The following is a 14,064-nucleotide window of genomic DNA, read 5'->3' as shown; positions in this document are numbered from 1 at the left end:
AAAGGGTCAATCACCTTCTTCCTGCGGCTTTTCTATTTTCGGTAATAATTCGGGTGTACGTTCCAATTGATCGAGAAATTGCCTGGATTTCAAGCGAATTCCCACTTGTTCATCATATACCGTTCTGACGATTTTCTTCATGAACTGTTTCGTTGCCTTTTTAAGTTTCAAAGAACCGACTTCTTGTATAGGCACTGTGAAAAATGTTCGGATAAGACGAAGTTGTGTTGGCGTCAATCTTACAAGATAAGGATCGATATGAAAGCACCGATGGCATAGAAAACCGATTTCTTTAAATGAAAATGCAAATTCCCCATCAGTTGCACGACAATTCGCACACTGATGAAGAACCGGGTGCACACCTGCCACCGGTAACATCTTCCATTCCACAAACAATGCAATTGCTTCGGGATCATATTGTTCATTGATCGCATGCAATGCATCATAGAGCAAAGAAAATACATTTGGGCTTTGACTCTGATCATCCGTTAACCGATCAATCAGCTCAACAACAAAGCTCGCGTATGCCGTTGCTTCTAAATCTTCACGGATATGTCGCATCGAGTCAATGGGCTCGCCTTGCTCTAATGTCCCCATCCCACGCCCTGTCCGCAGCAAGAAAAATCCATGGGTGAAACTCTGTGTGACGGCCGCTAATCGGCTCGCCGGCTTTTTAGCACCTCTTGCCATCGCCGTCATTTTCCCTGCTTCTCTAGTGTAGATAGTGACAATTTTGTTGGATTCGCCGTAAGGAATACTTTTCAAAACAATACCTTCCCATTTATTCATCAAGGTCATCACCTCTTAGAGAAATGGATCTGATCAATACTCATCGTCACGGAAACCGAATTCACGAAGTTGTCCGGGTTTATTGCGCCAATCCTTCTGCACTTTCACCCATAATTCCAGAAATACTTTCGAACCGAGAAGCATTTCAATATCGTGCCGGGCTTTTGTTCCGATTTCTTTCAATAACGCACCTTTTTTACCGATGACAATTCCTTTTTGTGAATCGCGGTCAACGATAATTGTTGCCGAGACATCAATGATTTCACGTTCTTCATCCCGCACAATCTTTTCGATAACTACCGCTACGGAATGCGGAATTTCCTCTCGCGTTAAATGAAGAACCTTCTCACGGATGAACTCGGAAATGATAAATCTCTCGGGATGGTCAGTCACATGATCATCAGGATAATATTTAGGCCCTTTCGGCATATACTTTATCAACGTCTCCATTAGACGTTCAACATTATTACCGTTCAATGCAGATACAGGAACAACTTCTGCAAAATCATACACTTGCGTATAAGATGTGATTGTTCCAAGAAGTGCATCCGGATGGACAAGGTCGATTTTATTAATGATCAGAAAAACTGGGGTTTCGGTATGCTCTAACATATCGATTATAAATCTGTCTCCCCCACCAATCGGCTCATCCGCATTAACCATAAACATGATGACGTCGACTTCTTTTAATGTATTGCGGGCTGACTTCACCATGAAATCACCAAGTTTATGTTTTGGTTTGTGAATTCCCGGTGTATCAATGAAAATCAATTGAGATTCATCTGTCGTTACGACACCCTGCACTTTGTTTCTCGTTGTCTGAGGCTTATCACTCATAATTGCTATTTTTTGTCCGACGACGCGATTTAAAAATGTCGACTTACCAACATTCGGTCTTCCGATAATTGATATAAAACCTGATTTAAACTGATCATTGTTTTTCTGCATATGCAAGATCCTCCTTGGAAAAAGCGCCTGGCAACAACTTTTCGACTGTCGTCGCTTGGACATCACCTTTTAAATTAGTTAGGTAAACAGGCATGTCCCTATCGCAGAATTCCGCGATGACTTGTCTGCAAGCGCCACATGGAGAGACTGGTCCTTCCGTATCCCCGACAACCGCCAAAGCTTTAAAACTTTTAACGCCTTCTGAAACAGCTTTAAAAAACGCAGTCCGCTCCGCGCAATTCGTCATGCTATACGAGGAGTTTTCAATATTACAGCCGTGGAAAATCTGGCCATCTTCCGTCAATAATGCTGCTCCTACTGGGAATTTTGAATAAGGGACATACGCTGTCTGACGTGCCAATTTTGCTTCTTCTATCAATTTTTCACGATCCATTATTACACCTCTGCCTTTAAATTATTAGAACCATTTCGGTAGGAATATGATCAATCCAATGACGGCACTGATTATCGCGAAGACAAGAACCGCGCCTGAACCAACATCCTTTGCTTGTCCCGCTAACGGGTGATGATCCGTTGTGACAAGATCCACGACTCGTTCAATCGCTGTATTGAGCATTTCCAAAGAAAGCATACCGCCAAAAAGAATGAGGATTATCATCCATTCAGTTATTGAAAGCCCTGTCAGTAGACCTGCTATCGTCACGAAAATCAAAGCGATTGTATGGAACTTCATATTCCGTTCTGAACGGAGACTATGGACGATTCCTTTCGCTGCGTAGTGGAAAGCTTTAAAAAATGCTCGCACGTCTCTCTCACCTTTCAAGTCCGAACGATGACAGAATTTCATCTTGTCTACCAAACATCAATTGTTCTTCAGCCTCCGTCAGATGATCATAGCCGAGCAAATGAAGAAAACCATGCAAAGCAAGAAATCCGATTTCTCGACGAAGGTCATGACCATACTCTTCCGCTTGACGTTTTGCAGTTTCAACTGATATGAGAATATCTCCAAGAACAACAGGTATTCCTTCTTGCCTAATTACGGCGACTTCCCCTTCGCCCATCTCTTCCAATGCGAACGAAATGACATCCGTTGCGGAATCTTTGCTGCGGTATTCGGAATTGATTTGCCGAATTGCTTCATCGTTCATAAATGTGACCGATACTTCAGGCTGGCCTTGACAGTCTTCCATCTTGGCTGCGTGAGTCAACAGATCTTCCACAAGTTTAACGATATCCTCAGAGACACTTTCTGTTTCGTCTTCAAAATAGATATCAAGCATTCAATCCCCTTCTTTCATCATCAATCTGGATATTCAATCCGACTATGAAAAATCCCGTTTAATGTTTCACATATGACATTTTCGATTTTCTTCAATTCTTTAACTGATAGATCACATTCATCAAACTGTCCATCATTTAATTTCCCGCCAATAATCGACTTGACAAGATTTGCAATTTTTTCCGGTGTCGGTTCTTTCATCGAACGAACCGCGGCTTCTACACTATCGGCAATAGAAATGATTGCAATCTCTTTTGTCTGGGGTTTAGGACCAGGATAACGGAAATCATCTTCTACTACATCTTGTCCCATTTCCTTAGCTTTCACATAGAAAAACTTCAGGAAGCTTGTCCCATGGTGCTGCCTTGCAATATCGACGATTTCAGGTGGCATTTTATGTTTAGCCAACAGTTCTGCCCCATCAACGGCATGGGCAATAATGATATCACGACTTTTTTCCGGCGGCAATTCATCATGCGGATTTACGCTGCCATGTTGGTTTTCGATAAAGAAATTGGGTCGGACCGTTTTGCCGATATCATGATAATAGCTACCTACTCTAGCCAAAAGTCCATTGGCGCCTACTGATTCACATGCTGCATCAGCCAAGTTTGCAACCATTACACTATGGTGATACGTGCCTGGCGTTTCAGTGAGCACTTTCTTAAGTAGAGGATGGTTCGGATTGGAAAGTTCAATCAGCCTCATATCAGATAACATTCCGAAGAATGATTCAAAGAATGGCATGAGCCCAATCGTCAATGCTCCGGACAATATACCTGACGTTATAGCTGCAATAATATAAAACAGCAACTCAGATAAATCATATGTCGTCTGTGTCATTTGTAAATAAAAGACGATGAATAACACATTTGAAGCTGCTACAGCCAGACTCGTACGTAATATATTTGATCTGCGGCCGTTATTGCCTAATATATAAATACTTAGAATCCCACCGAACAGAATATATAGAGCAATCTCCATCTGCATAATAGCAGAGAATCCTTCAAGCAGCATAATGCCAGCGGTAGCTGCTGTTACAATCGTCATCATGTACGCCATCCGTTCATTCGTAAGCAATTTGACGAGCAGTGGCGCAAGAGCCGTTGGGAATAGGAAAGCAACTTGCACATCAAATTCCTTATCTATCAAGCTTAGAAGTTTCATGATGGATACAAGGATAAAAAAGATGGCAATGACAATTAATAATGACTTCTTTTTCTTATAGCTGTCTTCTACCCATGTGATGAAATGCAAATAAATAATCATCATTACAAAAAACACATAGATGATGAGTCCGATGATTGGTTTTGACGAAGACTGGTTTGTCAATAATCCTGTCAATTCCAACTGGCGATATATCTCCGCATCAATGAACTGTCCTTCACGAACGATAACTTGTCCTTGAAGAATCCTTGTTGGTTCTACTGCATTCTTCTCTTCTTCTATCCTTTTATCCGTCAGTGCTTGATTGACAGTTTCAGTTTCAACGACTAGAGATCTGCCTAGCGTAATTAATGTCTGCAATTCTGCCGGAGGTATCGCTTCAGACAAACGAAGTTTCCTCTCCACCTCATAACGGGCACTGGATATGTCGCCACTTCGAACGGGTTTGGAAAGTTCTTCACCAATAATTTTCACGATTTCGTTTTTCATTTTTTCAAGACGGGATACTTCTCCCGTCAATAGACTTGCAATGGCTTCATCCGTCAGGCGAAGTCCTGGCTCGTCCTCTTCCAATTTAGTCAGTTCTTTACGCACATTTTTCACTTGTTCAGAACGTGATTTCACAGGTTTCTCTATATCTTCATCGGCAACAGGCACGTTTGCCTCTTTCTCTTTAATGATGAAATCGAATAATGAAGAAGCGATTGCTTGTCGATTTTTTGAAATATCCTCATTGAATTGATAAAAGGGTGGCACTTCCGATTCAATCCGACGTTTTTCCTGTTCAGTTTTCACTGTATCTTCAACCGTTTTCAACGAACGGATTGTTTTTGGCGAAATTTTAAATTCATGTAATTCATAGGTCTCTTGCTTAACATTGCCGTGCATGAGCGCAAACAGTCCAAATGATGCAATCAGAAGTATGAATAATGCTAAATAGTTGAATTTCAATGATTTGAATAGTTTCAATACGGGTTTGAACACAAATTATACCCCACCTGTCTCTTTAACTTCCCCTTCATTCTACCAATGATGAAAAAGCAGCCATTTTAAGATGACTGCTCATTTTCATAAGCTTCTATAATTTTGGCTACAATTGGATGACGAACAACGTCACCCTGCTCCAAATATTGGAAGTGTATTTCTTTCACATTTTTCAAGATTGATTCAGAGGCAATCAGTCCGGATTCGATACCACGCGGCAAGTCAATTTGTGTTTTATCACCTGTAATTACCATTTTAGAGCCGAATCCAAGTCGCGTCAAAAACATTTTCATCTGTGCTTTTGTTGTGTTTTGCGCTTCATCAAGTATGACAAATGCATCATCAAGTGTACGACCCCTCATATAGGCCAGTGGAGCGATTTCAATCGTTCCCCGCTCCATCAGCCTTTCCGTATGTTCAGCTCCCAGGACGTCGTGTAAGGCATCATACAAGGGGCGCAAATAAGGATCAACCTTCTCTTTCAAGTCACCAGGAAGGAAACCGAGACTTTCCCCAGCTTCCACCGCAGGACGGGTCAAAATAATTCGTTTCACAGATCCGGTTTTTAGCGCCTGGATAGCAAGCACAACGGCTAGATATGTCTTACCTGTTCCGGCAGGGCCGATACAGTAGACAAGATCATTTTTTCTGATCGCCTGGACATATTCTCGTTGTCCAATCGTTTTGGCACGGATTGCTTTGCCTTTAGCCGTTCTAGCAATTTCTTCATCATATAATTCGGCGAAATATTCGATTGTTTCATTTTTAACCATTTCAATTGCTGTCGTTATGTCGCGTAAATTTATATTTATACCTTTGCGTATAACTTTCAAAAGTTGTTCCAATAAAAACTTCCCTGCAGCAATATTGCCTTCTTCTCCGGCGATTGAAATCGTATCGCCTCTTGTAATAATAGAAATACTCAAGGATTCCTCAATCATTTTCATGTTCTGATCGGAAATTCCAAGAAGCATAACTGCATCGTTCGGCTCTTCAATATGAAGTTGAATTGTCTGTTCGCTCAATAGTTTCAGTCTCCTTGGGATATCGGTCTCTTGATTGCTATATTTTCATTCATCAAAAATAATATAGTCCCTACAACTGTATCATTTTCAAACGTCAAGTGTAAAATATTTTCATCTTTAATTATAATATCAGACTGCGATTCTGACATGATTTTATACTTTATCAAAGGTAATATGACGGACTCTTCCATGCCATCTGTCAACTCGAATTGTTCAAATCGGTCTGCTCGTTGTTTATCCGTGATGATGAAAGAACGCAATGATGGTTTATCTGATCCATGCTTCCATACGATTGGATTCTGCCACTTCACCTCTACTTTCTCGTCTCCGAGCAAATGATACGCAATCGTCTTTGGGATTTCAAATGTATATTCGGACCAATAGTCGGCATATACCGCCCCTTCAGCTCCGACTACGATCGTTTTGGTTCCTTGTTCTAATATACCTGTGGCCAGCAGATCACCTTTTTTGACCGTTTCATGTAGCCGGGCGACCCTTTCACCTCGACTTAACTGAAATCTCGTGATGACACCGCCCGTTCTTGCTACGAGGTCTGAAACCGGCCCCTCTTTTTCCACTATATCATCCAGTTTCGGCGAATGCATTGGTATGATGGTCAATTTGCTTCCCGATTGCACAAATCTCACCCATGATAATGAAGGGTCATCTTGCATGAGTGTACGACGTATTTCCCCTTCATCTGGAATGGATGAGAGCATTTTGTAATTCTTGATTGACGCTTTGTCCAGTTTATTTTCAATGCGTTCAATTACTTCAGGCGCTTCCGCCTCAATCGTAACCTCCCATAGAAACAAAGAAGCGACTAGCGGAATTAGACAAGCGATTAAAAACCGATAGGAACTGAACAGTCTTCTTTCCAACGACCTTTCTCCTGCGCGCGCGATAGATACTTTCACTTTATATTTACGCCTGTTTTTTCGGATAAAGTCTACACCCTTGTTATCCGTACGGAAATGAATTATCCCCTCTGATTCTGTGACAGCTATCGTCTTGACGCCTGAAGCCGCCAGAAGACTTAAAAAGCGAGTTGACCGTTCTTTACCCTCAACTGAAATATCATATCTATTATGAATCATATGATTCCTGCCCATCTCGGATTTCTTTCACCGATACGCATGTAATTGATTCAAATGACAGTACGGCCATCTCTTCAGACAGCGTCTCAACAATCAACTCTTCCCCAACCGCTTCAATGATGTGATTTCCACTTTTAAAAGCTGCATAATCAGGGCCGAGTTTTAGAAGTGAATATGGCCCTGTTATTCGGACTGAATTAAAATCCTCGATTGAAATGGATGAATTCATTTTAAATAGTTTTTTCAAGATAAAACCCCCTATCCAAGCTTATGATTTGGATAGGGGGTAGATGATTATTGTTTTGATTTGGGCGGTCCTAATATTTCAGAGAAGATAATTCCTTTTATAAGATCCCGTTCGTTTTGCGGAACCATGTCATGATGTTCGACAGGCTCTGCCCATACATGCTTCGCGCCATGCGCAGATAATCTTCCGCGATGGGAGCTTTCCCTGGTCGCTGATCGTTCTATCGAAGGGCGTGCGGCTGAAGGAGACTGTTCTCTCGGCTTGGCAGGCATCCGCGTTTCAGTACGCACCACAGCTGGTCTAGCTGCTACAGGTTGCGGCTGAGCGACTTGTGGAGCCTGTCTGCTTGGTGGCTCATCGATTTCCGTCTGAAACTCACGCTGGATCTCTTTATACATATCCTGGGACATTTCTTTCAGCTTTCTCATCGGATCAGGCTTCGCCGGTTGTTTCGAAGACTGCCTTTGCCTTTGTTGTTGTTGTTGCTTCTGCCCTTCTTCAGGTTTTTTACCTTTAAAGAGCATACTGACGATACCGATGACGACAAGTATGATTATCTGTTCCATCTGCGTATCCCCTTTCCGGAAACTGCACGTTCAAAGATCACTCTTTAGAGGAATCGTTTTTTTGTTGATCTGCACCGATTTTGCTGATTGAATCGCGCATACCTGTATCCGCCTGGATGTTCTTGTAGTTCATATACTCCATTATACCAATATTACCTGAACGAAGCGCTTCTGCCATCGCCAATGGAACTTCAGCTTCGGCTCCGACAACTTTCGCGCGCATCTCTTGGACTTTCGCTTTCATTTCCTGTTCATTTGCAACGGCCATTGCACGACGTTCTTCAGCTTTTGCCTGTGCAATATTCTTGTCAGCCATTGCTTGTTCAGTCTGAAGTTCAGCACCAATGTTCTTGCCGATATCAACGTCCGCAATATCGATAGATAAGATTTCAAAAGCTGTACCTGAGTCAAGCCCCTTCGCCAATACAGTTCGTGAAATCAAATCCGGATTTTCCAAAACTTTTGCATGGTCAATCGAAGAACCGATTGTTGATACAATCCCTTCACCGACACGCGCAACTACCGTTTCTTCACCCGCACCACCGACTAGACGTTCGATATTTGCACGTACTGTAATTCTCGCTTTTGCTTTCACTTCGATACCATTCATTGCAACACCTGCGATAAATGGTGTTTCGATGACTTTTGGGTTAACAGACATTTGTACCGCTTCTAAAACGTCACGTCCTGCAAGATCGATTGCTGCAGCACGTTCAAAAGTCAACTCGATATTTGCACGATGTGCAGCGATCAAAGCGTTTACAACACGGTCAACGTTACCACCAGCTAAGTAGTGACTTTCCAACTGGTTGATTGTTACATTCAAACCGGCTTTATGAGCTTTGATTAACGGGTTGACGACTCTACTCGGAATTACCCGACGTAAACGCATCCCGATTAATGTGAAAATACTAACACGTACACCTGCAGCCAATGCGGAAATCCACAGAGTTACTGGAACAAGTGTAAAGAATACTGATAATACGATGATCGCCAAAATGATGATGACGATTGGAATCATAATTCCACCTACTCCTAGAGCTTCTAACATTATTCATTTTCCCCCTTTTCGTTAAATTCTCGAACAACAATACGAGAACCTTCAACCTTTACTATGATAACATGTTTGCTCTTGCTGATGTAACTTCCTTGCGAGACGACATCTACACGTTCACCATCCACTTCGATTGTACCAGATGGTCTGAGTGGAGTAATCGCTAGCCCTCTCTTACCTAACAAGTCTGTCCGATTAATATTGGAGACATAACCACTTTCTGTGTCAGTTGCATCCATCAAAATCATCTTATTAAGCAAATGCAATTTTCTGCCAAAAAACTTCATAATGATCACCATCCCACTGACGGCTACAGCTAATGCGATCAGGACAGAATATGCCATGTACGCAGGATTAGCGCCCGCCATAATGATACTTGCCACGATAGCGATCGCACCTAATGCTCCGGCTATCCCTCCTGCTATGAAAAATTCTAAAAGGACGAGCACAACGCCTACACCGAATAGAATCAGTGTTTCATATCCTGCCAATCCAGCAATCAGATGCCCGAAAAAGAATAACAATAATGATGAAATACCCATTGTCCCTGCAACTCCGAATCCAGGTGAATACAGTTCAACAACTAGGCCTAAACCAGCAATTGACAACAATATCGGTACAACAATCGGGTTTGTGATGAATCGCACAATCCCTTCCGCGAATGATACTTTCGTTTTAACAATTTCGGAATCACTGAAACCTAGCAACCCGACAAGCTCATCGAAGGAAGAAACTGTCCCTTCACTATAACCGACTTCCTTTGATGCAGCTTCGCGAGCTGTTAACGTTAAGAGCTTACCTACGCCAGCCCGATATTGCGGAAAATCACGCGTATCATCTGCCATTGCCAATGCAATTTCCGAATTTCGATTAAAAGTATCCGCGGCACTTACCATTTCAGCTTTCCAGAAGCTGTTAGATTTCTCTTCTACGGCTTTCCCCGACCCATCAACCGCTTGCGCAGCGCCTATTTTACCGTTCGGAGACATATAGATCTTATCCGCATGAAGCGCTATGAAAGCTCCTGCAGAAATTGCACGGTAATTGATGTATGCGATGATTTCGGGTTCAGTATCATCCATCAGTTCGCCGATTTGTCCAGCAGCATCGATGAATCCCCCAAGTGTATCAATTTCAAGAATGATCGCTTTGGCGTCAGCTTCTTCAGCTTCTCTGAACGACCGCTTCAAATACGCATAAAGACCTTTCTCGACATTGTCATCTAACTTCACATGGTATACAGTGTTTCCTGCGGCCTCTGTATTCGAAAAAGGAACCGCAATGACCGAGAGTAACAAAATGAACAGGATCATCTTCCCTATCATTTTACGCATCAGTTCGTTCACCTCTTTCTCTAGAAGTAATTATACCTTCTATACGTAAGCGAATGCCAAAAAGATTCACTATTCATGTGAAATTATTTACTATGCATTCATTATTATCGTAATGATTTACATTCACATATTATTCCCGAGGTATTCAAATTATATTTACCGTCTACTGTGCTGTATTATGTTACTTCAGTATTTTGTCCAAGTTGTACTTCATTCATCTTTGTTATTCTTTCCCAGGAAGAAAAACCAAGTTTGTAAGCGTCTTCTATCCTAATTTCAATGGACAAACGCTAGTTAGGATATGCATTATACAGCATTGTGAAGCATAATAAAAAACCGGAAAACCCGTTAGGATTTCCCGATTTCATTCATAGTCACGCTAAGTTTATCGACTCATATGGACAAATATTAGAATTTACGCTTACGAGCAGCCTCAGACTTCTTTTTACGTTTGACACTTGGTTTCTCGTAGAATTCACGCTTTCTTACCTCTTGTATTGTACCGCTTTTCGATACAGTACGTTTGAAGCGGCGAAGAGCGTCTTCAAGCGATTCATTTTTGCGAACGACAGTTTTTGTCATATCTCTTGTCCCTCCCTCCGAGCACACTTCGAACAAGGATTTAGTCCTTGTACTAAAAAATTATATCGTATTATTTGTTTGCGGTCAATAAAAAACTTTCAAAATAGCAGTAGGATAACTGAAATTCTTTTATTGTAATGCTAAGAAGCTATTAATAATCCGAATTACTTTCAAGGCCTTGCATGATTTGAACGCCTGAACTTGCTCCAATTCTTGTTGCGCCAGCTTCAATCATCATTTCCATATCATCGAAGTTACGGACGCCTCCAGAAGCTTTCACTCCCATTTCAGGACCGACAACTGCACGCATAAGCTTGATGTCTGCTACTGTAGCGCCGCCTGTAGAGAATCCGGTAGAAGTTTTGACGAAATCAGCTCCTGCGGAAAGTGCTAATTCACATGCTTTTCTCTTTTCGATATCCGTCAAAAGAGATGTTTCAATGATGACTTTTACAATCGCCGAACCTTTTGCAGCTTCTACGACAGAAAGTATATCTTCTTTGACTGTAGCATCATCACCGCTTTTTAATGCACCGATGTTAATGACCATGTCTATTTCAGTTGCGCCATTGCTAATCGCGTCAGAAGTTTCGAACTTTTTGACCGCAGCCGTTGAAGCGCCTAACGGGAAGCCGATGACTGTGCACACTTTTACGGAAGAACCATCTAAGCTTGCACTCGCCGTCTTAACCCATGCCGGATTGACACAAACTGAAGCGAAAGAGTATGTTTTGGCTTCTTCACATAATGACAGGATCTGTTCTTTCGTCGTATCTGCTTTTAGTGCTGTATGATCGATATAGGAAGCGTAATTTTTAGTCACCGTATATTCCTCCTTGAGATGTATGTACCTCTAACATCATATCAAAGAATGTATTCTTACGCACTAAAACAGTCCATCCGTAATTGGATAGACTGTTAAAAATAGCGTTATACTAATGTACCAGCAGAATCCATAACCCGGACAAACTGCCCTTCATTATACGGATAACCCGCTTTCGTAATTTTCACTTTGACAATTTGACCAACCATGGACTCATCTGCAGAAAATACGACTTTTAAATAATTGTCTGTATAGCCTTCATAAAGACCACTTTCAGGATCAAGCTTGTATTTCTCTTCCGGAATAACTTCAAGCACTTCATTCTCGAATTCTGACGCATATTGTTTTGCCAACTGATCATTCAATTCAATCAGACGATGGACGCGTTCGTTTTTAACCTCTTCATCAACTTGGTCCTCCATACGCGCAGCGGGAGTACCAGTACGTTTAGAATACGGGAAGACATGGAGTTCGGAGAAACGTTGGTCACGGATGAAATTGTATGTATCCATGAACTCTTCTTCCGTTTCACCCGGGAAACCGACAATGACGTCTGATGTGATTGCAAGATGAGGCAATGCTTCACGTAGTCTGTCTAAACGCTCAGCAAAAAATTCCATCGTATATTTTCTTCTCATCCGTTTCAAGACTGTATCTGATCCGGATTGAATCGGAATATGTAGATGGCGGACAATTGTTTTCGATTCTTTTAGCACTTCGATAACTTCATCAGTCAGTTGGCTCGCTTCGATAGAACTGATACGTAATCTTTTCAGTCCCGTCACTTTTGTTTCAAGATCACGGAGTAATCTGGCTAAGTTATAGTCTTTTAGATCTTCTCCATAACCTCCGGTGTGGATACCCGTAAGAACAATTTCCAAATATCCTGCGTCGACCAGCTGTTGAGCTTGTCGAATGACTTCTTCAGGATCTCTTGAACGCATGAGACCACGTGCCCAAGGAATAATGCAAAACGTGCAGAAGTTATTGCATCCTTCTTGGATTTTGAGTGACGCTCTTGTCCGGTCAGTGAAGGCGGGCACATCCAATTCTTCGTATACACGATTCTTCATGATGTTCCGCACAGCATTGATCGGCTGACGTTCAACTCTATATTCGTCGATCAGTCCAAGCAGCTTTGTACGGTCCTGTGTGCCGACAACAATATCAACGCCAGGAATGGCCATAATTTCCGCCGGCGAGGTCTGGGCATAACAACCCGTTACACAAATAACGGCGTCAGGATTCTTTCGAACTGCACGTCTGATCACCTGGCGGCTTTTCTTATCTCCAGTATTTGTAACGGTACATGTATTAATAACATACACGTCTGCATTTTTTTCGAATTCAGAACGATCGTACCCGGCGTCTTTGAATAATTGCCAAATCGCTTCCGTTTCGTAATGGTTCACTTTGCAGCCTAATGTATGAAAAGCAACAGAAGACACTAGCTGCTCACCTCTTTCATTCAAATTCGTAAGACATTGCGGACAAGACATATAATGGGGCCGTTTCCGTTCTCAGGATACGCGGTCCCAGTGAGACAGGAAGAAAGTTGGCGGAAATGAGCATTTCCGCCTCTTTCCTTGATAGACCGCCTTCCGGCCCAAAAACGACTAATACTGACTGTTTATCATACACGTTTTTCAATCTATCTGCAATTTTATTAGGAAGTTCACTTTTTGCATCTTCTTCATCAGCGAATAGGCACACATCGAACGACGAGGAGGCTTGTATCAATTGTTTAAACGATTTCGGATTTTCAACCATTGGAACGACTGTGCGATGACATTGCTCAGCCGCTTCCTTAGCAATTTTCCGTAATCTATCAACTTTTTTACCGCCTTTTTTCTCATCCCATTTGACAATTGACCTTTCTGCTTCAAATGGAAGGATCGCCGTCATACCTAATTCAGTCCCTTTTTGGACAATCAAATCAAGCTTATCCCCTTTTGGCAGTCCACATGCAATCGAAACTTTCACAGGCATTTCATTGGAAGGAAGTGGACCTTCGATTTTACGAATTTCCACTCCATCCGGTAAAATGCTTATAATTTCTGCTATATGAGCTTCTTCATTAGCGACGCCAATTAGCTGATCACCAATGGACATCCTCATTACTCTGACAATATGCTTACCGTCTTCACCGCAAATTTCAGATCGATCATCTTCATCGAATGTATTCTCGAGGAAATAGCGTTGCAA

Annotated in this window: 16 protein-coding genes; all 16 read right to left on the bottom strand. The window is 42.0% G+C overall.

Annotated features, from left to right (window positions below; translation table 11 throughout):
* Positions 1-6: 6 nt before the first annotated feature.
* Positions 7-792, bottom strand: a complete 786-nt coding sequence (recO, locus tag QWT69_RS06865) for a DNA repair protein RecO (RefSeq protein ID WP_317970280.1) — start codon at positions 790-792, stop codon at positions 7-9.
* Positions 793-822: 30 nt separating this feature from the next.
* The gene (gene era / locus QWT69_RS06860) at positions 823-1,737 is read right to left on the bottom strand and encodes a GTPase Era (protein WP_317970278.1); all 915 of its coding nucleotides are present in this window, start codon (positions 1,735-1,737) and stop codon (positions 823-825) included.
* Positions 1,721-2,131, bottom strand: coding sequence for a cytidine deaminase (locus tag QWT69_RS06855; protein WP_317970276.1), 411 nt, complete (start codon positions 2,129-2,131; stop codon positions 1,721-1,723). Before QWT69_RS06855 ends, era begins: the two co-directional genes overlap by 17 nt.
* A gap of 24 nt (positions 2,132-2,155) precedes the next feature.
* Positions 2,156-2,545, bottom strand: a complete 390-nt coding sequence (locus tag QWT69_RS06850) for a diacylglycerol kinase family protein (RefSeq protein ID WP_431312322.1) — start codon at positions 2,543-2,545, stop codon at positions 2,156-2,158.
* Positions 2,511-2,981, bottom strand: a complete 471-nt coding sequence (gene ybeY / locus QWT69_RS06845; RefSeq protein WP_317970272.1) for an rRNA maturation RNase YbeY — start codon at positions 2,979-2,981, stop codon at positions 2,511-2,513. The genes QWT69_RS06850 and ybeY overlap by 35 nt, the downstream gene beginning before the upstream one ends.
* Before the next feature lie 20 nt (positions 2,982-3,001).
* On the bottom strand, positions 3,002-5,131 hold the full coding sequence (locus QWT69_RS06840) for an HD family phosphohydrolase (RefSeq protein WP_317970270.1): 2,130 nt from the start codon (positions 5,129-5,131) through the stop codon (positions 3,002-3,004).
* A 65-nt stretch (positions 5,132-5,196) separates the two neighbouring features.
* Complete coding sequence (locus tag QWT69_RS06835) at positions 5,197-6,156, bottom strand: PhoH family protein (protein WP_317970268.1); 960 nt, start codon at positions 6,154-6,156, stop codon at positions 5,197-5,199.
* Positions 6,157-6,161: 5 nt separating this feature from the next.
* The gene (locus tag QWT69_RS06830) at positions 6,162-7,253 is read right to left on the bottom strand and encodes a sporulation protein YqfD (protein WP_317970266.1); all 1,092 of its coding nucleotides are present in this window, start codon (positions 7,251-7,253) and stop codon (positions 6,162-6,164) included.
* Positions 7,243-7,500, bottom strand: a complete 258-nt coding sequence (locus QWT69_RS06825) for a hypothetical protein (RefSeq protein WP_317970264.1) — start codon at positions 7,498-7,500, stop codon at positions 7,243-7,245. Before QWT69_RS06825 ends, QWT69_RS06830 begins: the two co-directional genes overlap by 11 nt.
* 47 nt (positions 7,501-7,547) lie before the next feature.
* Entirely contained in the window at positions 7,548-8,066 is a 519-nt protein-coding gene (locus QWT69_RS06820; protein WP_317970262.1) for a hypothetical protein, read from the bottom strand.
* Positions 8,067-8,103: 37 nt separating this feature from the next.
* Positions 8,104-9,117 (bottom strand): flotillin-like protein FloA, encoded by a 1,014-nt coding sequence (gene floA, locus QWT69_RS06815; RefSeq protein WP_317970260.1) that lies wholly within the window; start codon positions 9,115-9,117, stop codon positions 8,104-8,106.
* The gene (locus tag QWT69_RS06810; RefSeq protein ID WP_317970258.1) at positions 9,117-10,454 is read right to left on the bottom strand and encodes an NfeD family protein; all 1,338 of its coding nucleotides are present in this window, start codon (positions 10,452-10,454) and stop codon (positions 9,117-9,119) included. Before QWT69_RS06810 ends, floA begins: the two co-directional genes overlap by 1 nt.
* 408 nt (positions 10,455-10,862) lie before the next feature.
* Positions 10,863-11,036 carry a 30S ribosomal protein S21 gene (gene rpsU / locus QWT69_RS06805; protein WP_009496905.1) on the bottom strand — a complete coding sequence of 58 codons (174 nt, stop codon included), beginning with the start codon at positions 11,034-11,036 and terminating at the stop codon, positions 10,863-10,865.
* Positions 11,037-11,187: 151 nt separating this feature from the next.
* Complete coding sequence (gene deoC / locus QWT69_RS06800; protein WP_317970255.1) at positions 11,188-11,859, bottom strand: deoxyribose-phosphate aldolase; 672 nt, start codon at positions 11,857-11,859, stop codon at positions 11,188-11,190.
* Positions 11,860-11,966: 107 nt separating this feature from the next.
* A complete protein-coding gene (gene mtaB, locus QWT69_RS06795; RefSeq protein WP_317970253.1) occupies positions 11,967-13,307 on the bottom strand; it encodes a tRNA (N(6)-L-threonylcarbamoyladenosine(37)-C(2))-methylthiotransferase MtaB in 1,341 nt (446 codons plus the stop codon).
* Positions 13,308-13,323: 16 nt separating this feature from the next.
* On the bottom strand, positions 13,324-14,064 hold the full coding sequence (locus QWT69_RS06790; RefSeq protein ID WP_317970251.1) for a 16S rRNA (uracil(1498)-N(3))-methyltransferase: 741 nt from the start codon (positions 14,062-14,064) through the stop codon (positions 13,324-13,326).

This window comes from Sporosarcina oncorhynchi (genome assembly GCF_033304615.1).
GTDB classification, from domain to species: domain Bacteria; phylum Bacillota; class Bacilli; order Bacillales_A; family Planococcaceae; genus Sporosarcina; species Sporosarcina oncorhynchi.
The sequence above is the reverse complement of the archived record's forward strand: the minus strand, read 5'-3'. Positions and strand labels throughout refer to the sequence as shown.

What these genes read in the sequence shown, in the direction of transcription:
- era (WP_317970278.1), bottom strand. Translation starts at nt 1,737, where the DNA reads ATGCAGAAAAACAATGATCAGTTTAAATCAGGTTTTATATCAATTATC.
- QWT69_RS06850 (WP_431312322.1), bottom strand. Translation starts at nt 2,545, where the DNA reads ATGAAATTCTGTCATCGTTCGGACTTGAAAGGTGAGAGAGACGTGCGA.
- QWT69_RS06855 (WP_317970276.1), bottom strand. Translation starts at nt 2,131, where the DNA reads ATGGATCGTGAAAAATTGATAGAAGAAGCAAAATTGGCACGTCAGACA.
- QWT69_RS06820 (WP_317970262.1), bottom strand. Translation starts at nt 8,066, where the DNA reads ATGGAACAGATAATCATACTTGTCGTCATCGGTATCGTCAGTATGCTC.
- QWT69_RS06810 (WP_317970258.1), bottom strand. Translation starts at nt 10,454, where the DNA reads ATGCGTAAAATGATAGGGAAGATGATCCTGTTCATTTTGTTACTCTCG.
- floA (WP_317970260.1), bottom strand. Translation starts at nt 9,117, where the DNA reads ATGTTAGAAGCTCTAGGAGTAGGTGGAATTATGATTCCAATCGTCATC.
- ybeY (WP_317970272.1), bottom strand. Translation starts at nt 2,981, where the DNA reads ATGCTTGATATCTATTTTGAAGACGAAACAGAAAGTGTCTCTGAGGAT.
- QWT69_RS06830 (WP_317970266.1), bottom strand. Translation starts at nt 7,253, where the DNA reads ATGATTCATAATAGATATGATATTTCAGTTGAGGGTAAAGAACGGTCA.
- rpsU (WP_009496905.1), bottom strand. Translation starts at nt 11,036, where the DNA reads ATGACAAAAACTGTCGTTCGCAAAAATGAATCGCTTGAAGACGCTCTT.